Raw genomic sequence first — 22,553 nt, 5'->3', positions numbered from 1 at the left:
TAATCTGTGGTGGGTTAATTAGCAATACATATTCAAGATTGCTTCATAAAGTTCTTGTTTGCCACTAGTCTGTTTCGGTTCGCCATTTGCTTTAGCATAAGCAACCACGTCTTCCAACGTTAATTTGCCATCTTCAAATTCCTTACCTTTACCAGCATCGAATGAAGCGTAACGGTCAGCCAACATTTTCTTATACGGAGATTCGTTCAACAGAGCTGCTGCGCTTTCCAATGCACGAGCCATAGCATCCATACCTGCGATGTGAGCAATGAAGATATCTTCCAGGTCAGTAGAGTTACGACGAGTTTTAGCGTCGAAGTTTGTTCCACCGTTACCCAAGCCACCATTACGGATAATTTGCATCATGGCCTGTGTCAGTTCGTAGTTGTCAATCGGGAATTGGTCTGTATCCCAACCATTCTGATAATCACCACGATTAGCGTCGATAGAACCCAACATACCGTTGTCTACTGCCACTGCCAATTCGTGTTCAAAAGTATGACCGGCCAAAGTTGCATGGTTTACTTCAATATTCACTTTGAAATCTTTGTCGAGACCATGAGCTTTCAAGAAGCCGATTACAGTTTCCGTATCTACATCATATTGGTGTTTAGTGGGCTCCATCGGTTTCGGTTCGATCAGGAAAGTACCTTTGAAACCACGGGCACGAGCATAGTCACGAGCGATAGTCAACATCTGTGCCAAGTGTTCTTTTTCACGTTTCTGATCTGTGTTCAGAAGAGACATATAGCCTTCACGACCACCCCAGAATACATAGTTCTGACCACCCAATTCGATAGTTGCGTCGATTGCATTCTTGATCTGAACAGCAGCACGAGCTACTACGTCAAAATCAGGATTAGTAGCAGCACCGTTCATATAACGTGCATGACCAAATACATTGGCAGTACCCCACAACAGTTTGATGCCTGTTTCAGTTTGTTTTTGTTTTGCATAAGCTACAATTTCTTTCAGATTGGCCTCATATTCTTCAATGCTTGCACCTTCAGAAACCAAATCCACATCGTGGAAACAGTAGTATTCGATACCGATTTTCTGCATGAATTCGAAACCTGCATCCATTTTATTTTTTGCAGCTTGAACAGCGTCTGCGTTACCGTTCCAAGGGAATTGTTTTGTTCCGCCACCGAACTGGTCACCGCCTTCAGCACACAATGTATGCCACCATGCCATAGAGAATTTCAACCAGTCTTTCATCTTCTTTCCATTGATTACTTTCTCTGCATCATAATAGTGGAATGCCATCGGATTTTTGCTATCCTTGCCTTCAAACTTAATCTTTTCAATTCCAGGGAAAAACTCTTTTGTTGCCATAATTAATAATGTTTTTAGTGTGAGAATGCACCAATATGAACAGCACATTACTCACGATGTTATACTTAGATTATTTACTCATTGATTTTTCTAAACGATACTTCCATTTAGCATACGCGTCCGCATATTCCTGGCGTTTAGCCATATTAGGCTCAATCACATCCAATTTGTCAAGCGTAGCAAATGCCTCATTATTATCTTTATAGATACCTGCACCAATACCTGCACCTTTCGCAGCACCTACCGAACCATCCGTATCGTAAAGCTCAATGGTGGCTCCGGTCACTCCAGCCAACGTATCACGGAAGATAGAACTCAAGAACATATTGGCGTGTCCGGCATGAATCATCTTCACAGGAATCCCCATCTGCTCCATTATATCAATGCCATACTTGAAGGAGAACACAATCCCCTCTTGAGCTGCACGAATAATGTGATGTTTGCCATGTGCGTTGAAATCCAGTCCGCGAATACTACATCCGATTTCTTTATTGTTCAGCATACGCTCGGCGCCGTTGCCAAAAGGCAGAATACTGATTCCCGCGCTGCCGATAGGAGCTTTAGAAGCCAACACATTCATTTCATTATAAGATATTCCTTCGGGAGCTATATTTCGTTTTACCCATGAATTAAGAATACCTGTTCCGTTGATGCATAGCAATACTCCCAAACGTGTTTGGTCTATTGCATGATTGACATGAGCAAAGGTATTGACGCGCGATTGCGGATCATAATTTACTTCACCGTTCACTCCGTAAACCACTCCCGACGTTCCCGCCGTAGAAGCTATCTCTCCCGGATTGAATACATTTAAAGAAAGAGCGTTATTAGGTTGGTCACCGGCGCGGTAAGTAATCGGTGTTCCTTCTTTCAAACCCAACTCCTTAGCTGCTATCACATTGACACGTCCCTGCTCTGCAAAGGTCAGTTTAATATCTGCAATCAAAGAAGAGTCGAATCCGTAATAATCCATTAGGAAGTCAGCCACCCGGTTGTTCTTGAAATCCCACAACATACCTTCCGAAAGTCCGGAAACGGTTGTGCAAATCTCTCCACTCAACTTCATGGCAATATAATCACCCGGCAGCATTATCTTGTAAATCTGCTCATAGATGGCAGGCTCGTTTTCTTTAATCCATGCCAACTTGGAAGCTGTAAAGTTTCCCGGCGAGTTCAACAAATGAGAAAGACATCTCTCCTCTCCGATCGTTTCAAACGCTTTCTGTCCGTATGGCACAGCACGGGAATCACACCAAATAATAGCGGGACGCAACACATGCTGATCCTTATCAACGCATACCAATCCATGCATCTGATACGAGATGCCGATAGCTTTAATTTCAGCAGCACTCACTCCGGATTCGGTCATAATAGCTTGTGTAGCCAACTTTAAATTTCCCCACCAACTCTCCGGGTCTTGTTCCGCCCATCCGGGATTTACTGCGATAATGTCCGCCTCTGTTTTCGGAAAGAATGCCGATGATACACATTTGCCTGTTTCAGCATTTACCAAACTCGCTTTTACGGACGAGCTACCTATGTCATAACCTAATAGAAACATAATTTTATTTACGATTAAACGATTTACTATTTACGATTTAACGCTCAATGCCCGACAATTAATACTATAACATTCAACGCCTAATACTTAATATTATACCTAATACTTGAATAAAATCTTACCGTCTTACTTTATTATATATCTTCTTGTCAAATTTATAATAACGTGCAGCCCGGTGAGCCACGCCTTGTTGCTTTTCTTCCAAAGGAACTACATATTCCATCATGGCTATTTTTTTATGGAAGTTACGTACATCCACAGTTTTGTCATATACCAACTCAAAAAGAATTCTCAATTGTGCAGCTGTAAATTTACGCGGAAGCAGTTCGAACAACATGGAAGGATTAAATTCTACGAACTGACGAATATAAGTCATTGCTTCCTTAATAATCAGATTATGATCAAAAGCTAATGTTTTCACATCTTTCAAAGCAATCCAACAAGCCTGGTGATCATCCAGGTTCTTGTCCAATGTACGGTCTATCTTGACCATAGACAGATAAGCTATAGTCACAATACGCTCTACCCTCGATTGCATAGCCCGTTCCAACCAGCGCACATCTTTGGGGTTACTGGTTCTGTTTTTAGAGCCGAATGCCTTAAACTGCATCAGATTTACATTTTTAAGTCCTGTCAATTCGTACAAGACACGTTGTGCAGCTTCGTCCAGATCTTCATCCATATATATAAGACTTCCGGGAAGTTTCATATCGTGATATACTTCACCATTATCTTCACCCGCACGTTTCACAAGCAACACTTTCAGTTGTTCTCCGTCAAAACCAATCACAACACAATCCACTGATATATGATTGTTGGCCAAAGGGGTATTTTTCTGTATATTATGCATATATATTTCTTTAAGACGATGCAAATATAGAAGAGAAATGCAGTCCCAACAAAAATAATAGATATGCTATAAAACATTGTTTTTCATATATATACATATCATATACCATACAATATGTACAGTTGGCGTTATCTTACAATTTACAATATGTATTTTAGCTATTCGTAGGAGGAGTAATTGTATAAAGTACGAAAACTATATTCGCACTTTATTATCAGCACTTTTCGCATTTGTACCGATAGATTAAAATACCGGTACTTATTGTATTTTAAACGATATGTCCTTTTGTACCTTATCGTTTTTTATCCTATCTTTGCAACCTAAATATCAAAAAAACTAAAATGAAACATCATCCTGTCATTTTATCCATTGCCGGTTCCGATTGTTCGGGAGGTGCAGGTATTCAAGCGGATATAAAAGCAATCTCAGCATTAGGAGGATATGCGGCTTCGGCCATTACCGCAATTACCGTACAGAATACATTAGGAGTGCACACTGTACAGGCTATGTCCCCCGAAATCGTTCGCGGACAAATAGAAGCTGTTATGGAGGATCTCCAACCTGTTGCGCTAAAAATAGGTATGATAAATGACATTCAGATCGTCCGTGTCATTTCTGACTGTATCCGAAAATATACTCCGCAATATATCGTTTACGATCCTGTGATGGTATCCACCAGTCGACAAAAACTAATGACGGACGAGGCCATAGAAGAAATAAAGAAAGAACTGTTACCGCTCGTCACTTTAGCTACTCCAAATCTTGACGAAACAGCCGTACTTATCGGTAACCCCATCCATAACATTCAGGAAATGCAGGAAGCCGCCAAACTACTGACGGAACATTATCATATCAGTATATTAGTAAAAGGCGGACATCTGGAAGGTGATCTAATGTCCGACTTCCTATATACCTCCGAATCTGCTTCCTATATATATAAGGAGAAAAAAATAGAAAGTAATAATCTGCACGGAACAGGGTGTACCCTCTCTTCCGCAATTGCCACTTATCTGGCAAAAGGATATCCCTTACACGAATCTATCCGCCACGCCAAAGCCTATATTACCCAAGCCATTCTTGCCGGAAAAGAGTTACACATCGGTCATGGCAACGGTCCGTTATGGCATTTTCCGGACTCCGTTGCACAAATGTGTACAATTTGTGCGGTTGTATCATAAAATTCCGTAACTTTGCACCCGCAATTAAAAACCAATTAAATAATAAAAATATGAAAGCATTTGTATTTCCCGGTCAAGGCGCTCAATTCGTAGGAATGGGTAAGGACCTGTATGAAAACTCAGCTTTAGCAAAAGAATTGTTTGAAAAAGCAAATGATATCCTCGGATATCGCATTACAGATATCATGTTCAACGGCACAGACGAAGACCTCCGCCAGACAAAAGTTACTCAACCTGCCGTATTCCTCCACTCTGTCATATCCGCTCTTTGCATGGGCGATGACTTCAAACCGGAAATGACAGCTGGTCACTCACTTGGTGAATTCTCAGCTTTGGTAGCTGCCGGTGCTCTGACTTTTGAAGATGGACTTAAATTGGTTTATGCACGTGCAATGGCTATGCAAAAAGCCTGTGAGGCTACTCCGTCCACTATGGCCGCTATCATCGCACTGTCGGATGAAAAAGTAGAAGAAATCTGCGCATCTGTAAATGCAGAAGGCGAAGTTTGTGTACCTGCCAACTATAATTGTCCGGGACAAATCGTTATCTCCGGGTCTATTCCGGGCATCGAAAAGGCTTGTGAACTGATGAAAACTGCCGGAGCCAAACGCGCTCTTCCATTGAAAGTAGGTGGTGCTTTTCATTCTCCGTTAATGGATCCTGCTAAAATAGAATTGGAAGCTGCCATTAAAGCTACGGAAGTTCACACTCCTAAATGTCCGGTATACCAAAATGTAGATGCACTTCCCCACACTGATCCTGCAGAAATCAAAAAGAATCTGGTTGCACAGCTGACTGCTTCTGTACGCTGGACTCAATCAGTTAAAAATATGATAGCTGACGGTGCTACGGATTTCACTGAATGTGGACCGGGTGCAGTACTTCAAGGATTGATTAAGAAAATCGATAGTTCAGTGAGTGCTCACGGTATCGCATAAACAGAAACAACATAATAAGAAAGGCGTGTCGGTTATCACCAACACGCCTTTCTTTATTTTTCGGCTGTATATCCAGTCTTAGTTTCTTGGTAAAGCTTCTTTCACTACCATTGAACGACCTACATATTCTGCACCGTTCAATTGCTTGATAGCGTTGTTAGCTTCTGTATCATCCGGCATTTCGATAAACGCAAAGCCTTTTGATCTTCTAGTTTCACGGTCTGTGATTAACTTTACTGAAGCAACTGTTCCATACTCTTCCATTACATTTCTCAGGTCTGATTCCTTAACATTATAGCTAAGATTTCCAATGTACAAATTCATAAAAATACAAATATAAAAAATTAATAATTCAATAAGAAAGTTTTGGGAAGAGCTAAATTAGAGATGGATATGCTCAAATAAATGAGAAGATTCATGTAAAATAATCAAATCGCAATAAACCTCTTTATTGTTGTTGATGCAAAGAAAAGCATTATTTAGGGATATCGCACTATGTTAGCCCCTTTTTCTTCTCATAAAACATCTTTTTTATGAAAATAGGCCAATACTTAACGTTCAATATCCCTAAAAAAAGCCTTATACCTTTATAATCTCACTATCCGCAATGAAAATACTTATGTACCAAATCTAACATTTCCTGTGGTTTTCCTTCCAAATCCGCACGTAATGTCTTGTCGCCATAACTGCGAAGCTTACGGATGATACCATCAATCATTGCCGGACTGAATACATTATATTGTTCAAAAATGGCTCTTTGTTGTTGCAGGCAATCGGCAGAAGCCTCACAGCTATCCGGCAGTTGCGCTAATGATTTCAGCTTATCTTCATTCTCTTTCTGATGGATATTCACATTTACATACGTTTTTTGGGCAATCTCCAATGCGTTTCCGATTTCAAACCCATGACGGCAGGCAACGGCCAAGCCTGCCAACAGTTGATATAGATCCGCCGATCCGTCCGGAGAACGCATTTCTACCGTCTGCTTCTGGCTAGTGTCGAAATGACTTTCAGCTTCTAACGGGTTTGCCAATGTACACATATCTGTTTTTGCAGCCCACCCTAGAGGTACACGCACTAATACAGAACGGTTGCGATCTCCCCAACAAACATTGGTAGGTGCTTCCTGATGAGGAACAAGACGGAAATACGAAGTTGGATTGGTGTTTCCGAAAGCAGTGATTGAAGGAGCAAGCACCATCATTCCTGCAATTGCCTTGCGTGCCGTTTCCGACAAAACGCCATCTACCAGCATTTGGTTCTTTCCGTCCTTCATTATACGCATATGGATATGTAACCCCGAACCGGCTTTTCCTGCCGTAATTTTAGGAGCGAATGTTACATTATATCCATACTTATATCCTAAATTGCGGATCACCCATTTAGCTATCATCAATTGGTCTGCCGCCTGTGATACGGGAACAGGCAAGAATTCTATTTCATTTTGTTCATAAATATAGCCATCCAAAGTAAAGTTACCCACTTCGGAATGTCCGTACTTTATTTGCCCGCCTGTCTGTGCGATATAAGACATACATTGGGTACGGAACTCATTAAATTTCGCATAAGGGCCTGATTCATGATAACCGCGCTGATCGGTCGCTTGAAACATACCCGTATCCGGTGCTATTACATAATATTCAAGTTCGCCCATAGCTTGAAATTCCATTCCGGTGACTTCCGTAAAGGTCTTACTTGCTTTGTACAGGGTATGTTCCGGCGCACTTTCAAGCGGTTCTCCATCTTTATTAAAGAAAGAACAAAGCATGGACAAAGTCGGTATTTCTGCAAACGGATCAACAAATGCTGTGCAAAAACGAGGAATCACGTAAAGGTCACTACTGCCCGCCTCTATAAAAGAGAAAAGACTGGAACCGTCTACCCGTTCTCCACAAGTGAGAATAGCTTCCAGATAAGCTTGATTATTAATAACAAAGTTCAGTGTTTTCAAACGACCGTCTCCCGCCGGATACATAAAATTGACCATGCGGATATCTTTTTCTCGAATAAATGAAACAATATCGGCTTTAGTAAATTCAGAAGTCGGCTTCTGGAAGAATGCCACCAATTGGTTTGCATTCATTGATAATTCTTGATTCATAATCGGTTGTTTTTCGTTGTTATATGATTAAAACGGTTTGCTGAATGCCAAAGATAAGGAAAAATTCACTAAATTCGTGCCGAACTAACGAAAAAGTAACTCATGGAGGTATTTACAAACAGCTGGAATAGTCGGAAATATCAGATTGGCTATGCTCTAAGCGGAGGATTTATTAAAGGATTTGCCCATTTGGGAGTAATGCAGGCTCTTTTGGAGCATGATGTCAAACCGGATATTATCTCCGGAGTAAGTGCCGGAGCACTCGCAGGAGTATTCTACGCGGATGGTAATGAACCTCATAAAGTTCTCGATTATTTCTCCGGACATAAATTTCAGGACTTAACAAAATTGGTTATTCCCAAGAAAGGGCTATTCGACCTTTGTGAGTTTATTGATTTTCTCCGAACAAACTTAAAGGCTAAGAATCTGGAGGATTTACAAATCCCTTTGATTATCACCGCAACCGATCTCGACCACGGACGTATGGTTCATTTCCATCGTGGCACCATAGCGGAGCGGGTAGCCGCTTCCTGCTGCATGCCTGTCATGTTCGCTCCTGTCAACATAGAAGGTACTAATTATGTAGATGGCGGGCTGATGATGAATCTTCCGGTTTCTACTCTTCGCAGGATTTGTGATAAAGTAGTGGCTGTCAATGTAAGTCCTATCATGGCACAAGATTATAAAATGAATATTGTAAGTATCGCTATGCGTTCATTCCATTTTATGTTCCGTGCAAATACTTTTCCCGAAAGAGAAAAATGCGATTTATTGATCGAGCCTTATAATTTATACGGATACAGCAATACGGAACTAGAAAAAGCAGAAGAAATCTTTGAACAAGGATATAGTACTGCCAACGAGGTACTCAACCAATTATTGGAAGAAAAAGGGAATATATGGAGATAATCCATATTTTTCCTCCAAATAACAATAAATATAAAAATCTACTCGATATGAATGACGAAAAGAAAATAATTATCTATCAAGTGTTCACACGCCTGTTTGGAAATAATAACAATCACTGTGTTTACAATGGGGATATCAGTACCAACGGTTGTGGAAAAATGGCGGATTTCACACTGAAAGCACTAGGAGAAATAAAAAAACTAGGTAGCACACATATATGGTATACAGGCATTATCGAACATGCCACACAAACAGATTATCGCCGTTACAACATCGCGCCTGACCACCCTGCCGTTGTGAAAGGCAAGGCCGGATCACCCTATGCTATCAAAGATTATTATGATGTTGACCCCGACTTGGCAAATGATGTGCCGGGACGCATGAAAGAATTTGAGAATCTGGTGAACCGTACTCATCGTGCAGGGCTAAAAGTGATTATAGACTTTGTGCCCAACCACGTAGCCCGTCAATACCATTCGGATGCACAGCCCGACGGAACGACAGAGCTGGGAGCCAACGATGATTCAAGTTTGGCTTTCAGTCCGTACAACAATTTTTATTATATTCCTCAGGCTGAACTTCGCGCTCAGTTTGACATGAAAAACGGCGCTGCAGAGCCTTACCATGAATTTCCGGCCAAAGCAACCGGAAATAATCGTTTTGACGCTACTCCTAATATCAATGACTGGTATGAGACAATTAAACTGAATTACGGAGTGGATTATCAAAACGGTGGTACCTGTCATTTCTCCCCGACTCCGGATACATGGATAAAGATGCTGGATATACTTCTTTTTTGGGCATCAAAAAACATTGATGGCTTCCGTTGCGATATGGCGGAAATGGTCCCCGTAGAGTTTTGGGAATGGGCTATTCCACAAGTGAAAGAAGCTTATCCCGAAATTATTTTTATCGCAGAAGTCTACAATCCGAATGAATACCGCAACTATCTGTTTCGTGGAAAATTTGATTATTTGTATGATAAAGTAGGATTATATGATACTTTAAGAAATGTAGCCTGCGGATATGAATCTGCTACCGCCATTACACATTGCTGGCAAAGTCTGAACGGGATTGAGAAAAGAATGCTTAATTTCCTTGAGAATCATGACGAACAACGCATCGCTTCTGATTTCTTTGCCGGTAATCCGCGTAAAGGCATCCCGGCACTCATTGTTTCCGCCTGTATGAATACAAATCCCATGATGATTTACTTTGGGCAGGAGTTTGGAGAAATGGGTATGGATAATGAAGGATTCAGCGGAAGAGACGGGCGAACCACCATCTTTGACTACTGGAGTGTAGAGACTATCCGTCGTTGGTGCAACGGAGGTAAGTTTGATGGAAAAATGCTCACCGAAGATCATAAATACCTATATGATATCTATCAGAAGGTACTTACACTTTGTAATGAAGAACCGGCAATCACGCAAGGAGTATTCTTTGATTTGATGTATGCTAACATTAACGGATGGCGTTTCAATGAGCATAAGCAATATACTTTCATGAGAAAATATAAAAATGAACTGTTGTTTTTCGTTATCAATTTCGATAGCCAATTAGTAGACGTCGCAATCAATATTCCTTCACATGCTTTCGATTTCTTGCAAATTCCTCAAATGGAAAGTTATCAAGCGGTTGACCTGATGACGGGAGCTAAAGAAGAGATCTGTTTGTTACCATATAAACCAACAGAGATTGCAGTGGGAGCTTACAACGGAAAAATTCTAAAAATCACGTATTAGACTATACACTCTCATTTTATGCACATCATTCAAACAAATATTCAAAAAGGCTGTTTTAAGTAGACAATTAATAATCCTCTAAACTCAAAGCTTATGAAAAAATTTAATATTTGGACAGTCGCGTTACTTTTGATAATATCCGTATCCACTTTTGCCAATACTCCTTCCGGTAATATTCAGTCAACTTTCAAAAAGATGTATCCAAAGGCTAATGATATAGCTTGGTCACAAGATGATGGATATTATTGTGCCAATTTTGTAATGAACGGATTCACTAAAAACGTATGGTTTAATGCTCAAGGGCAATGGGCTATGACGCAGACCGACCTCGTCAGCCTCGACCGTTTATCGCCTGCCGTTTATAATGCTTTCGTATCCGGATCTTACGCAAGCTGGGTGGTAGATAATGTAACGATGGCCGAATTCCCAAAATGGCAAGCCATTATAGTGATTAAAGTAGGCCAGGATAATGTCGACATTAAATATCAGTTATTCTATACTCCACAGGGCGTTTTGTTGAAAACACGCAACGTGAGTTATTTACATGATATTCTCGGTCCAAGTACATTTTTTCTTAACTAAAAAAGAGTGCATATAGAAAAAAGCCCCTGCAGATGTAATGATTTGCAGGGGCTTCTATTTTGTGTGAAAAGAGTTATTTCTTCTTTCTAAGCACTACAGCAGTACGTGCAGGTATATAGAGTTTTAACCACTCTTTCTTTTCTTTTTTGTACAACGGATCAGCATTCGTAAAATGAACGATAGAATCATCGGTCAAGCCATTTCCTCCAAACGAGACATTATCCGTATTCAGTATAACCTCGTATGCGCCCGGAGTCACCAGAAAACCATAATCGGTGAACGACTGTTTCGGATTAAAATTGAAGACGAATATCAAATCCTTACGACCATATGCCAATACCTGATCACCATCATTATGCCAGATTTCCTGAACAGGTGTTGCCTGGAAGTTTTTTACACTCTTGATTACTTTCAGCATTTCCGCATCAAAGTCTCCCATATAATGATAAGTAAGATCCTTATTATCTACCAAATTCCATTGGCGACGGGCATATTTGCAAGACCATCCATTACCTTCGCGCGGGAAGTCAATCCATTCCGGATGACCGAACTCATTACCCATAAAGTTTAAATATCCTCCATTGATTGTAGAGGCTGTCAGTAGACGGATCATTTTGTGTAAGGCAATACCCCTATTAACTACATAATTTTCATCCCCTTTCTGCATATGCCAATACATATCAGCATCAATCAAACGGAAAATAATTGTCTTATCTCCCACCAATGCCTGGTCATGACTCTCCGCATACGATATAGTTTTCTCATCCTGGCGACGATTGGTGACTTCCCAGAACATACTGGAAGGTTTCCAGTCCTCATCAATCTTTTCTTTAATCGTCTTAATCCAGTAATCCGGAATATTCATAGCCATGCGATAATCAAATCCGTAACCACCGTCCTCTACTTTCGCAGCCAATCCCGGCATACCAGAAACTTCTTCTGCAATTGTGATAGCTTTCGGATTAACCTGATGAATCACCTCGTTAGCCAACGTCAGATAACAAATCGCATTATCATCTTGATGTCCGTTGAAATAATCTCCATAATTACAGAACGCCTCTCCCAAACCATGACTATAATATAACATAGACGTTACTCCATCAAAACGGAATCCGTCAAATTTATACTCCTCCAGCCAGAACTTACAGTTAGACAATAGGAAATGAATCACTTCATTCTTACCATAATCAAAACAAAGAGAATCCCAAGCCGGATGTTCGCGACGTCCACCCGGATAGAAATACTGGTTCGGATCACCAGCAAAATTACCTAAACCTTCCACCTCATTCTTTACAGCATGAGAATGAACGATATCCATAATTACAGCAATTCCCATCTCATGTGCCGCATCAATCAAGGCTTTCAATTCGTCAGGAGTACCAAAACGGGAAGAAGCAGCAAAGAAGCTAGATACATGATAACCGAAACTCCCATAGTATGGATGTTCTTGAATAGCCATAATCTGAATGCAATTGTATCCTTCCTTTGCGACACGCGGAAGTATCTTTTCACGAAATTCATTATAGCTTCCAACTTTCTCTTCCTGTTGTGCCATGCCGATATGGCATTCGTAAATCAACAAAGGATTAGTGGTAGGCTTAAATGCCTTCTTCCTAAATTTATAGGGGTTCTCCGGAGCCCACACTTGCGCACTGAATATCTTTGTCTGTTCATCCTGAACCACCCGTGTAGCCCAAGCTGGAATACGTTCACCTTGACCACCATCCCAATATATATTCAGTTTGTACAAGTCTCCATGATGAATAGCATCTTCCGGAAGATTGATTTCCCAAATTCCATTCTTCAGCTTCTTCAACTTGTAAGCAGCTTTTTCTTCCCAATTATTGAATGTACCTACCATATAAATATGTGTAGCATTCGGCGCCCATTCACGAAAAGTCCATCCTTTGGCAGTACGGTGCAATCCGAAGTAAAGATATCCCGATGCAAAGTCCGAAAGAGTTTGCTTTCCTTTATTGGTTAATTCGGCCTCCTTGTTCAGCACATATTGATGACGACCTGTGATTGCATCAGCAAAAGGCTCCAGCCATGGGTCATTTTTGATAAGATTAAGTGTCTTTTCCATATCAGAATTGAATTTAGATTATGCTTTTACTTTTACTATTACTTTCTTCACACCCTCCGGAGTAATGCCGGGGGCATGTCCGTCTTGAGGAAAGAAAATAGCAAACATTCCCGGCTTCACAGTGATATAAGTTTCAGCTAATCCTTCAAAAAAAGTAATATCTTTTTCTGCATTATAAGGCGCATCTGCCGGAATACAGTCTTTTGCAGCAGTATATCCCATGATTTCCGTTCCTGACAATGGAATCTGAATATCAATAAAATCACGATGTGTCTCCAGCTTGGCTTCTTCCTTCGTTTTAGGCTTGGTTTGTGCTATATTTACCAACAAATCTTTTCCTTTCAACTCCGTCTTACCTATTTCCATAGTCTGAAGATCATGAGATTTTAAAAACTCAATAGCTTGTGCAAACAACGGATTCAAAGACGCATATTTCTCCAGATTTTCTAAAGTATCTACTACCATATCAAGTTCAATTTTAAAGTTTATATTTTAGGGATTATTCAAAATCATCAATAGTGTAATTAATAAAATCGGCAAACCGTTTAAATTGCCGGAACGCCTTGTCTATTTGCTCCAACACATCAGATTGAGTAAAAAAACTATCAGAGACATTATAAGAACAGATGTATTCTTTGCACTTCAAATAGTCAATATGCTTGAAATCTTTCGGAAAGCCTTTAGGAGCGGTTTTCAAGAAATCCTCACCTATCACCGGAAAATATTTCTTAAATTCCGGATCTTCTGCAATAGCAACAAATTCTTCAATATTATCATAAATAGATTGCCGGACAGCTTTTAAGACATTTGAAGGTAGACAGAGACTTCCTCCGGCAAGCATAGAACCATTCGGTTGCAAATGCACATAATATCCGCAATGATTTGATTTCTTGCCTTTCGCATTAATATATCCTCCAAAATGTATTTTATAGGGTGTTTTATCTGCAGAAAAGCGGGTATCCCGGTAAATACGATAAGTACAGTCTTTGGGCTGAATTCCCCGAATCGTTTCGTCAAACAGAGATATACGGGCAATCACTGTTGCCAGAAAGTTATCAAACTCAGCACGAGCCAATTCATATTCCGCCTTATGCTCATTAAACCACTCGCGATTATTATTCGCGGAAAGATCTTTTAAAAACTGAAAGATAACAGGTATGTTCATCTTTATCATTTTCTATTATTATCCTACAAACGTACAAATTTTATTTCATATAAACTACAAAAGGACACAAAAGGAGATAAAAAAAGCATCGGCTTAATAAACCGATGCTCTAACACATTTATCAAAAAAACAGACTCTTCTGTCTCTGATGTACTTTAGCTTTCACAAGTGGAGTACAATCTCTTTAATTAATCTTATATCTAATACTATGAAAAACACATAAATATAACAGTAGAAATGAGATTTTTGTTCAGTACCGTCCTGCATATTTCAGTTAATTATAGTTATAAAACCGGTAGAGAAAGATAACTATAAAAAAGGGCTACCCAGACAATGTCTATCGGTAACCCTTCCTAGTTCTTTATATGATAGTCTAATTTACTTCATAGCAGCTTTCACTTGAGGAAGCATTTTCTTAACGTTTGCATTCTCCGGAGATATTTTAGCAGCTTCTTCCAGATAATCTACCGCTTCTTTGAATCTGGCATCAGCTTTCTCTTTTTCCGCAGCATATTTATCCGCATCAGAGTTTGCCAAAGGAGCAGCTTTCTTTAAAATATTAGCTCCATCATTGTAACACAAAACACCCAAACTATACAACGCATTCGTTTTGTATGTCTTATGATTCAAAGGAATTACTTTTTTAAAGTTTTCTTCTGCTTCTTCTGTCTTACCTGCTTTTTGAGCGGCAAGCCCTGCTTTCAAAAAGTGAAGACCATAATTTTTCACCATTACCTTATTGTTAGGAGCCACCTTCAAGCCTTCTTCTAATGTAGCCACATATTCGTCAGTTTTCTTCAACGCATCCAAAGCCGCAGCCTTACGAGCATATGCATTCCCTATATTGAACTTCTTTTGAATTGCTATATCAAAATAAGTAACAGCTTCGGCATATTTCTTTATCTCATCGGCAGCCATACCACAATAATAAGCTGTTGCAGAATCTTGATTATTAGTTTGCTTCAAGTATTCACTAAACTTAGCATACGCTACGGGATAATTTTTAGCATTGAATGCGTCATTTCCTTCTTTTTTAATTTGGTTAGGGTCGGTCTGTGCAAAAATGTTAGTAACAGTAATACAAAATGCAAATAAAAAAATAAATTTCTTCATAACTTTATGTGTTTTTTAGTTGTTTATCGTTCAAAAGTAAACCTTATAATAGAAAAACACAACCCTATTTAAGTTTTTTGAGTTTTTTGAAACCTATATAACGTTCGTTATTCTTCGTAAAAAGGGCATTCCTCTATTTAATTATCCTACCATATATAGAAGACACCCAATATTTGTATTCTATAAATAGCTGATTCATAATCAAAAAGAAAAATACAAATAAAAAAACAGCCAAAAATTTTTGATATTCCACAAAAAGCACTACCTTTGCATCCGCAAATAAGGATGGTTCCGTAGCTCAGCTGGATAGAGCAACGCCCTTCTAAGGCGTGGGTCCTGCGTTCGAATCGCAGCGGAATCACTATTAACATCCGGTAACAGTTAAACGTTATCGGATTTTCTTTTTAAATAGCTGATATTAAACATCTTACAGTCCGACCGGTATCTCCAACAAATACCAGACAACAAACAATAATGTCCAGGCAAACAAGATAGCCAGTGAATATCTCCAAGTATATTTAAGCAAAGCTCCATACGTAATTCGCTTGTCATATTGCCGCATATAAGTCAATACCAAAGGCATATAAAACAAGAAAGGAGTGATTGCATTGGTCGAGCTATCCCCTATGCGAAAAGCACATTGTACAATGTCCGGAGTAATCCCCATTTGCGCAAACATCGGAATAAATATGAAAGACATAAAAGCCCATTTAGAGGTAGCAGATACCATAATAAGATTGACAGTTGCTGTAAACAGGATAAACAATACCAAAGCAGCCAATGGAGCAGGTTCAAAAGAAGAAAGCAGTTCCGCTCCCATGATGGCAAGGCACTTATCCAGATGTGAATACTCGAAACATGCAAACATCTGTGCTGCAAAAAAAGCAATTACAAAATAGACACCAAGAAGTTTCATGGGTTGCGTTAACCCTTCTATGACGTCATTATCCGTACGATAACGACCGGAGCTGAAGCCGTACGCCATTCCTGTGATACCGGCTCCCAATGAGAGAAGAAACAAAATACCTGCAATAAAAGGTGAGTGCATTAAACCACCGTTTACCCCACGTAGAATCCCGTAAGAAGAAAAAGTAAGCCACAAAATAAGAGCCACATAAATAGCTGCCACGACAATGGAGATCATAATAGCACGCCGTTCTTTGCGGGACAGAGGCCGGTAAGCTTCTACCTTTATCCCTCCTTCATAATTCCCTAACTTAGGAATAAGCCATTTCTCAGTCACCCAATAAACAATAGCAGTAATAACCACCGTAGAAGCACTCATAAAGAAATAATTGCAAAGAGGTTCGGTGTTCCCTTGATATCCAGTCTGCGCCAAAGCAGCCTCTTGTGTGGTATGAGCTAATAACGGGTCCATCGTACTTAATACAATATTGGCACTATATCCACACGCAACGGAAACATAAGCCGTTACAATTCCGGCAATCGGATGGAGACCTACCCATTGGAACAACATAGCCGCAATAGGCAACAAAATTATATACCCACCGTCACCAATGGCATTCGATAATAACCCCAGAACAATTACCCAAAGAATAATTCTCTTTTTCTCTTTCCTGTTCCCCACCCCCAAACGGATACACGCATTAATAAACCCGGAATGTTGGGCAACCCCAAGTCCGAACATCGCGATGATTACCATCCCCAAAGGAGCAAATCCTGTAAAATTCTTAATTGCGTTGCGCAACCACCAGCGAATACCTTCCGGACTCAACAAACTTTGCACACGAATGTCTTCACCGGTTTGCGGTAATGTCACCTTTAACCCATAGATATCGCATATCCATGAAAGAAAAACCACTGCCATCGTCAACAGCATAAACATCGTAGCAGGATGGGGCATACGCCATTTTGTCTTCATCGCTTTTCAGGATTTATTCTTCGTCAGCTTTCCTTAGTTATTCATCATCAGGCTCCAGATTATCCAGATCAATAATGCGCAATTCCAATGCACGCACAGCCAACCGGGTAGCATTCACCCCCACCCGCTCTCCATTCGGGAAAAGACGTCCGATAAGGTCATTCTGCCGTTTTTCCAATGATTTCACACCGAAGGGCATACCTTTCAGATTTGCAATCATCTCCTTCGTATATCCTAATGCCAAATGACGGAGAAAACGCTCGTCATATTCATCAATATCATAACTGATAACCGCCTCCTGACGTTTTGCATCATTAGCGACAGACTTCTTAAAACGGTCTACAATCTTTTCTAGAATCGGATAATTGAACACTAGCTTCTTTCCATCCATTACAGCCTGTACATCCGTTTTAGTAAGCAGCTCTCCAGTCTTGAGAATAATTCCATCGGCACCGGCATTCAACACATCCACCCATAATTTCTCATTCAAGATCTCACCGGTGAAGATCAGCACACGAACCCCCTTATAACGTTTGAATATATTCCGACAAATATCTACTCCGATAGTGGTAGAGCCCCCCAGCCCCAGATCCAGCAAAACCAAATCAGGAAGTTGGGCTTCCATCAAGGGCCAGAATTCATTCTCTGTCATGGCGGTACCGATCACTTCCGCATTCGGTATTTCGTGACGGAATATCTCCTCCGTGCCTTTCAACTCCAATTTTACATCCTCTACAATAATTACTCTAAATTTCTGTTCTTCCATTTCCTTATATCTAAAAACTTTTATGTGTTTTCCTTATTTTATCTACGCGGTACAGTAAAATAAACCGTAAATCCTCCATCTGCAGCAGGTTCGGCATTAATACGACATCCCCTGCGTCCTGCAAATTCATCATGATCGCGGATAATCTGTTTACATACCAAATATTCCGTACCACGCAACTCCCCTTTTTCACCGGCAGTCATACGTGCCAGATTCGGATAAAACAACAGGTTCAGTTCCTCCATACTCTTCTCGCGTCTTGTATCCGTAAAAAGAAAGCGAATATATTCATCATCCTGCCGTGCCTGCAAACGCAACAGACCGTCTTCGTGAACCGCCAACGCTTCGTCAATCAGGTTTTCCAATAGGAAGCGCAACTGATTCAGATCTCCTATCACTTTTGCGTCCACCGTTCCTATCTCCAGTTCTATCCTCTCCGTCCGGTTCTTCATTGACTTTCTGAAGTATTTTCCGGCAGTATCCAAAAGTTCCTGTACAGGAATCACCACCCGCCGGAAAGTAACCTCTTCCAACTGACGGGAAGCGCACGAACTTAGAATCGTAAAGATTCCTTTATAATATTCAATCAATTCGGTTATTGTCTCCACAGCCTCACGTTCTTCCTTCTCTGAAATATTCTGCATATTGAGCCTACCGACAATTTGTTTGATCTTATTCGGATAATAAATTGTTTCATGTTTAATCGTAGACAGGCAATTATCCAATACCATATTTTGCACATGCAACATACTGTCTTCCCAAAGAGCACGTCGTGCCTCTTCATGCGCCGACTCAATATCCCGATATTTCGTAGCCAATTTCACCACCGCATTAAATATCACAATCGCCACATAGCGTGCCACCAATTCAAACAACAAACGATCTGTTTCCTGCTCCGACCCTTCCCTGCGTTCCAGATAAAGCACACCCACACACTGGTGTTCTCCTCCCGCTTCCACCTTCAATGGAATAGCCAGATAATGCCGTCGTTCAAGATATTCACCGGAATCAAAACATTGCTGTACCATCTCCGGCATCTCCTGACCGGGACATGAAGCGTATTCCAGCCTATGCGTCGTTTCATTATACGCTGCAATACCCATCCGGTCAATCGTAAGCAATTCATTTACAGACCCGAATGCTTCATCCACTATGCGTTGCGGGATTTCCTTTAGCGTACTCTCTTCTCGTTGGAGTGCTTCTGCATCCTCTTGCTCCTGTGGTCTGACCAAAGAGGCTGCAAACACTTTTTGATTTATCTCGAGCACCTGTTCAAGATTCAGTCGGTTCTGCAGCCGCTTGCGCATATACAGAAAATAGTACCCGACCAACAAAACCACCAACAGGACAAAACATAAAATGATCCCCACCGTCTTGTTCGTATTCGAACGTTCCAACTGCTTGCAATATGCCTCCAACGTCTGATCTTCTCCTTGCAACTTATACAAATCCGTAAATGCCGAATTATTATAACTGTACGCATCCAGTTGTTTCAAAGCCAGAAAAGCGACTGCCGCTTCGTTCCTTATGTCCAGAATCACATGATAATCCGAGTCAAACAACTCATTCCACCAACTAATCTCGGCAGGTATCCCCTCACCAACCAATTTCATATAACGATGCGGATGTTCCGCCCGTGCATATTTCTCATAATGCTCGTTCAATAACATCATAGCCGAATCGATATACTGCAAAGCTAGTTCATATTCTTCATCCACATTAGCAAAATATGCAGCATTTGCATAGTCCGACGCAGCATCCAGCAAATCCTCATATACCGAATCCGTAACCACAACTATCGAATCTCCTTCCTGCAACATGGGGGAAATAGAATCATGCACACACGACACCATCCCTACCGGAAGCAACAGGCAAAGCAATACACCGACTATCTTACGTATCCCTAAAGGCAAACGAAAATAGAAACGACTCCCCTTACCCAATTCACTTTCCACATTGAAAGCACACACACGGAACAAATCATTCGTCTTCTTATATTTCTCAATGATTCCCTTACAGTTCATTAATCCGAAGCCACTCCCCTTGTTTTCTTTCAGTTCCTCCGGATCCTCCGCATTCTTCATCCCGATTACGCGCGAATCATACACCTTCTCACCAATGATACGCTCCACATCCTCCGTTGAAATACCTCGTCCGTTATCTTCTACGGAAATCTCCACATAAGTATCCGTCATACGTGCGTATACCTTGATGTTCCCACCTTCCGGAGTATATTTACGCGCATTCTCCGCCAGCGTATTAATCATAAACAGAGTCAATGCACGGTCGGCCTTCACCGTGACAACGGTCGGTTCAATCTCCAAAGTCTGTTTTTTCATCTCAAAGGCACGCCGTCCTTTCCCTACCAGTTCAAATAACTCATTGAGGCTGAATATCTCAATATTCAAGCTGAGCGTTCCTTGCTTCATTTTAATCCAGAGAGCCAGAATATCATTATATTCATTGATCGTAGTAACCAATTCGTCGATATACTGGTACTTCTCTTTCTTGATCTTTTCATCATCGATATATCCCCGTTCCGTCAACTTATGTACTTCATTCAGAATACGGTCAATATACGGATTGATACCATTTACGATAGCCATACAGGCTTTTTTTATCAAGTTCTGGCGTTTATTTCCGGCAATATGCTGCTCATAGATATACCGCTGTTTTTCCAATTGCATCCGCTCGTCACTCAATGCTTCCACCATCTGCTCATTGTCAGCCGCCCAAATAATATAAGGTTCCAATACGTGGACCAAAGCCTTCTCGTCGCGGCTCAGCCGATATCCAGAGCACAGCGTCGCCTTACCTTCCTCCGATATTTCCAATTTCATACGTCCCTTTCCAAACAACTGATCTATCCCCTGCTGAATCAAAGGGACATTCATTGGGATGGATGAAGTAATATCCCGGCAGAGTCCTAAAATCTGCTGCAAACGTTCCACATCCAACCGGTTTCTTATTTTAGAACGCTTATTAAAGAACCACCAGAAAATCACCACCAATACCAATCCGGCAATCACCAGAGAAAGGACAAGCGTCATCTGGCGCGAACCGGCTTCCAATGACACATAACGACTTTCCAGTTCCTTGTCCTGGCGGGTAAAATTCAAAATATCCAGATAAATATTCCGATTATAATCAGAAGCATATTTCATTCCGAGCCCTGCATACGATACACTCAATTGTTCCCGAATCCTTGAAATCCATTCAGGAACGGTCTTCACATTTTCCTGCGCAATCCAAGGCACTCCCGTATAGGTAGTATCGCCTTCTGCAAACGTATGCAGCTTATCCAGTGTATCCGCTTCATGATGATAATAAAGTATATGATGGCGATTCACACAATCCAATGCTTTCGTAAGTGTATCCAGCGCTTCCGAATATCGTCCGTGCGCATTCAGATATTTCCCGATAGAAACATACGCTCCGGCAATCTGATACAAGTCGTTATATTGGCGGAATCTCTCAAGCGCGAGTTGTGCCATGCGCAAAGGTAAAAGAGAATCTACCGGCAAAGCAAACTGCTCTAGCATATGTCCTCTCCTTGTCTGGAAAAACTCGAAACTATCGGAAGAAGCCATCAAGTTGGCAAGACCTTGCAAACCATTTCCTTCGAAATAAGGATGATTGCTCTGAACAGCCGCCCGCCAAGTATAATACAAATGATCAAACTCACGTAGTTTTCTCTCTTCCGGTGTCTTTGCTTCAACCAAAGAAGCGGCCCCCTTAAGATAATGATAGTAAAGCAATTGATTAGTATCCGCCAATGCTTCCTCTTCCGGAATATGACTGAGCGACGCAATCGCTTCCTGTCGTTGCTGAAGGTAATAGTAATAAATGGCGGAAACAATAAAGAACTCCGTAAAAGCATAATCCAGCCGAAGCTTTTCGTGCCTGTCGGCAAACAAATCACTTTCCTCACGAATACGTTTCATACGTCTCAACGCACTGTTCCTGTAATCATAAAATTCTTTATTCATTGCCGTCCTCTGACAGATTTTCATCAGTCCGATATCGGCAATCAAAAGCTCAAGTTCGTTTTTAGTCAGTTTATAGACCTCTTTATGAGACGCTTCGGCACGGTCAAAATCCATATTCATAAAAGCCCAGAATCCCAGATTATTTAAAGCTTCCGCTTTCCCCGACTTATAAAAGTTCACCTTACTATAAGCCTGTTCGGCATATTTATAAGAAGAATCCAGATTTCGGTAACGATAAGCATACGCTGTTCCATTAAGCGAATCAATCAAACGCACCTCTTTAGTCGGCACCATATCAGTGCACGAGAAGAACAAAGAAAGAATTATCAGAATAGATAACGGATAATAAATAA

Annotated in this window: 17 protein-coding genes and 1 tRNA gene; 6 read left to right on the top strand and 12 right to left on the bottom strand. The window is 40.8% G+C overall.

Going from position 1 to position 22,553, the window contains the following annotated elements:
- Positions 1-18: 18 nt before the first annotated feature.
- The 3 genes from xylA to H8S63_RS00720 all read right to left on the bottom strand — a co-directional run bounded on the left by xylA (position 19) and on the right by H8S63_RS00720 (position 3,746).
- Positions 19-1,335, bottom strand: coding sequence for a xylose isomerase (gene xylA, locus H8S63_RS00730; RefSeq protein ID WP_186925425.1), 1,317 nt, complete (start codon positions 1,333-1,335; stop codon positions 19-21).
- Between the two features lie 70 nt (positions 1,336-1,405).
- Positions 1,406-2,896, bottom strand: coding sequence for a xylulokinase (locus tag H8S63_RS00725; RefSeq protein ID WP_186925424.1), 1,491 nt, complete (start codon positions 2,894-2,896; stop codon positions 1,406-1,408).
- A 118-nt stretch (positions 2,897-3,014) separates the two neighbouring features.
- Positions 3,015-3,746, bottom strand: a complete 732-nt coding sequence (locus H8S63_RS00720; protein WP_022276334.1) for an NUDIX domain-containing protein — start codon at positions 3,744-3,746, stop codon at positions 3,015-3,017.
- Between the two features lie 341 nt (positions 3,747-4,087).
- Here H8S63_RS00720 and thiD point away from each other — a divergent pair, with 341 nt between their 5' ends.
- On the top strand, positions 4,088-4,924 hold the full coding sequence (gene thiD, locus H8S63_RS00715) for a bifunctional hydroxymethylpyrimidine kinase/phosphomethylpyrimidine kinase (protein ID WP_022276335.1): 837 nt from the start codon (positions 4,088-4,090) through the stop codon (positions 4,922-4,924).
- A gap of 50 nt (positions 4,925-4,974) precedes the next feature.
- Entirely contained in the window at positions 4,975-5,862 is an 888-nt protein-coding gene (gene fabD, locus H8S63_RS00710) for an ACP S-malonyltransferase (protein ID WP_022276336.1), read from the top strand.
- Positions 5,863-5,940: 78 nt separating this feature from the next.
- Here fabD and H8S63_RS00705 read toward each other — a convergent pair whose 3' ends face one another.
- The gene (locus H8S63_RS00705; protein ID WP_007755457.1) at positions 5,941-6,186 is read right to left on the bottom strand and encodes an RNA-binding protein; all 246 of its coding nucleotides are present in this window, start codon (positions 6,184-6,186) and stop codon (positions 5,941-5,943) included.
- Between the two features lie 274 nt (positions 6,187-6,460).
- The gene (locus H8S63_RS00700; RefSeq protein WP_186925423.1) at positions 6,461-7,963 is read right to left on the bottom strand and encodes a glutamine synthetase family protein; all 1,503 of its coding nucleotides are present in this window, start codon (positions 7,961-7,963) and stop codon (positions 6,461-6,463) included.
- 102 nt (positions 7,964-8,065) lie between these two features.
- Here H8S63_RS00700 and H8S63_RS00695 point away from each other — a divergent pair, with 102 nt between their 5' ends.
- The 3 genes from H8S63_RS00695 to H8S63_RS00685 all read left to right on the top strand — a co-directional run bounded on the left by H8S63_RS00695 (position 8,066) and on the right by H8S63_RS00685 (position 11,199).
- A complete protein-coding gene (locus H8S63_RS00695; RefSeq protein ID WP_007760629.1) occupies positions 8,066-8,872 on the top strand; it encodes a patatin-like phospholipase family protein in 807 nt (268 codons plus the stop codon).
- A gap of 47 nt (positions 8,873-8,919) precedes the next feature.
- Positions 8,920-10,617: an alpha-amylase family protein gene (locus H8S63_RS00690; protein WP_186925422.1), complete on the top strand. Its 1,698-nt coding sequence runs from the start codon at positions 8,920-8,922 to the stop codon at positions 10,615-10,617.
- A 93-nt stretch (positions 10,618-10,710) separates the two neighbouring features.
- A complete protein-coding gene (locus H8S63_RS00685) occupies positions 10,711-11,199 on the top strand; it encodes a PepSY-like domain-containing protein (RefSeq protein WP_186925421.1) in 489 nt (162 codons plus the stop codon).
- 73 nt (positions 11,200-11,272) lie between these two features.
- Here the strand turns inward: H8S63_RS00685 and H8S63_RS00680 are convergent, their stop codons facing one another.
- The 4 genes from H8S63_RS00680 to H8S63_RS00665 all read right to left on the bottom strand — a co-directional run bounded on the left by H8S63_RS00680 (position 11,273) and on the right by H8S63_RS00665 (position 15,563).
- Entirely contained in the window at positions 11,273-13,285 is a 2,013-nt protein-coding gene (locus tag H8S63_RS00680) for an alpha amylase C-terminal domain-containing protein (RefSeq protein ID WP_186925420.1), read from the bottom strand.
- 18 nt (positions 13,286-13,303) lie between these two features.
- Entirely contained in the window at positions 13,304-13,750 is a 447-nt protein-coding gene (locus H8S63_RS00675) for a YhcH/YjgK/YiaL family protein (RefSeq protein ID WP_186925419.1), read from the bottom strand.
- Positions 13,751-13,784: 34 nt separating this feature from the next.
- A complete protein-coding gene (locus H8S63_RS00670; RefSeq protein WP_186925418.1) occupies positions 13,785-14,459 on the bottom strand; it encodes a DUF2461 domain-containing protein in 675 nt (224 codons plus the stop codon).
- A 369-nt stretch (positions 14,460-14,828) separates the two neighbouring features.
- On the bottom strand, positions 14,829-15,563 hold the full coding sequence (locus tag H8S63_RS00665) for a hypothetical protein (protein ID WP_007755440.1): 735 nt from the start codon (positions 15,561-15,563) through the stop codon (positions 14,829-14,831).
- A gap of 287 nt (positions 15,564-15,850) precedes the next feature.
- Between H8S63_RS00665 and H8S63_RS00660 the strand changes: the two genes are divergently transcribed.
- Positions 15,851-15,924 (top strand) — tRNA-Arg (locus H8S63_RS00660).
- A gap of 66 nt (positions 15,925-15,990) precedes the next feature.
- Here H8S63_RS00660 and H8S63_RS00655 read toward each other — a convergent pair.
- From H8S63_RS00655 to H8S63_RS00645, 3 genes are read right to left on the bottom strand one after another with little or no spacing between them, the layout of a single operon-like run.
- Positions 15,991-17,445, bottom strand: coding sequence for an AbgT family transporter (locus H8S63_RS00655; RefSeq protein ID WP_186925417.1), 1,455 nt, complete (start codon positions 17,443-17,445; stop codon positions 15,991-15,993).
- 37 nt (positions 17,446-17,482) lie between these two features.
- Positions 17,483-18,211, bottom strand: coding sequence for a DUF5932 domain-containing protein (locus tag H8S63_RS00650; protein ID WP_007755434.1), 729 nt, complete (start codon positions 18,209-18,211; stop codon positions 17,483-17,485).
- A 38-nt stretch (positions 18,212-18,249) separates the two neighbouring features.
- Positions 18,250-22,494, bottom strand: coding sequence for a DUF5113 domain-containing protein (locus tag H8S63_RS00645; RefSeq protein ID WP_186925416.1), 4,245 nt, complete (start codon positions 22,492-22,494; stop codon positions 18,250-18,252).
- Positions 22,495-22,553 lie beyond the last annotated feature (59 nt).

This window comes from Bacteroides sp. NSJ-39 (assembly GCF_014287315.1).
Classification (GTDB): domain Bacteria; phylum Bacteroidota; class Bacteroidia; order Bacteroidales; family Bacteroidaceae; genus Bacteroides; species Bacteroides finegoldii.
The sequence above is the reverse complement of the archived record's forward strand: the minus strand, read 5'-3'. Positions and strand labels throughout refer to the sequence as shown.

Bases quoted from the DNA above. Each gene is read 5' to 3' on its own strand.
- H8S63_RS00695 (WP_007760629.1), top strand. From the start codon at position 8,066: ATGGAGGTATTTACAAACAGCTGGAATAGTCGGAAATATCAGATTGGC.
- H8S63_RS00705 (WP_007755457.1), bottom strand. From the start codon at position 6,186: ATGAATTTGTACATTGGAAATCTTAGCTATAATGTTAAGGAATCAGAC.
- H8S63_RS00720 (WP_022276334.1), bottom strand. From the start codon at position 3,746: ATGCATAATATACAGAAAAATACCCCTTTGGCCAACAATCATATATCA.
- H8S63_RS00725 (WP_186925424.1), bottom strand. From the start codon at position 2,896: ATGTTTCTATTAGGTTATGACATAGGTAGCTCGTCCGTAAAAGCGAGT.
- H8S63_RS00650 (WP_007755434.1), bottom strand. From the start codon at position 18,211: ATGGAAGAACAGAAATTTAGAGTAATTATTGTAGAGGATGTAAAATTG.
- H8S63_RS00670 (WP_186925418.1), bottom strand. From the start codon at position 14,459: ATGATAAAGATGAACATACCTGTTATCTTTCAGTTTTTAAAAGATCTT.
- H8S63_RS00690 (WP_186925422.1), top strand. From the start codon at position 8,920: ATGAATGACGAAAAGAAAATAATTATCTATCAAGTGTTCACACGCCTG.
- H8S63_RS00685 (WP_186925421.1), top strand. From the start codon at position 10,711: ATGAAAAAATTTAATATTTGGACAGTCGCGTTACTTTTGATAATATCC.
- H8S63_RS00665 (WP_007755440.1), bottom strand. From the start codon at position 15,563: ATGAAGAAATTTATTTTTTTATTTGCATTTTGTATTACTGTTACTAAC.
- xylA (WP_186925425.1), bottom strand. From the start codon at position 1,335: ATGGCAACAAAAGAGTTTTTCCCTGGAATTGAAAAGATTAAGTTTGAA.
- fabD (WP_022276336.1), top strand. From the start codon at position 4,975: ATGAAAGCATTTGTATTTCCCGGTCAAGGCGCTCAATTCGTAGGAATG.
- H8S63_RS00675 (WP_186925419.1), bottom strand. From the start codon at position 13,750: ATGGTAGTAGATACTTTAGAAAATCTGGAGAAATATGCGTCTTTGAAT.
- H8S63_RS00700 (WP_186925423.1), bottom strand. From the start codon at position 7,963: ATGAATCAAGAATTATCAATGAATGCAAACCAATTGGTGGCATTCTTC.
- H8S63_RS00680 (WP_186925420.1), bottom strand. From the start codon at position 13,285: ATGGAAAAGACACTTAATCTTATCAAAAATGACCCATGGCTGGAGCCT.
- thiD (WP_022276335.1), top strand. From the start codon at position 4,088: ATGAAACATCATCCTGTCATTTTATCCATTGCCGGTTCCGATTGTTCG.
- H8S63_RS00645 (WP_186925416.1), bottom strand. From the start codon at position 22,494: ATGGTGCCGACTAAAGAGGTGCGTTTGATTGATTCGCTTAATGGAACA.
- H8S63_RS00655 (WP_186925417.1), bottom strand. From the start codon at position 17,445: ATGAAGACAAAATGGCGTATGCCCCATCCTGCTACGATGTTTATGCTG.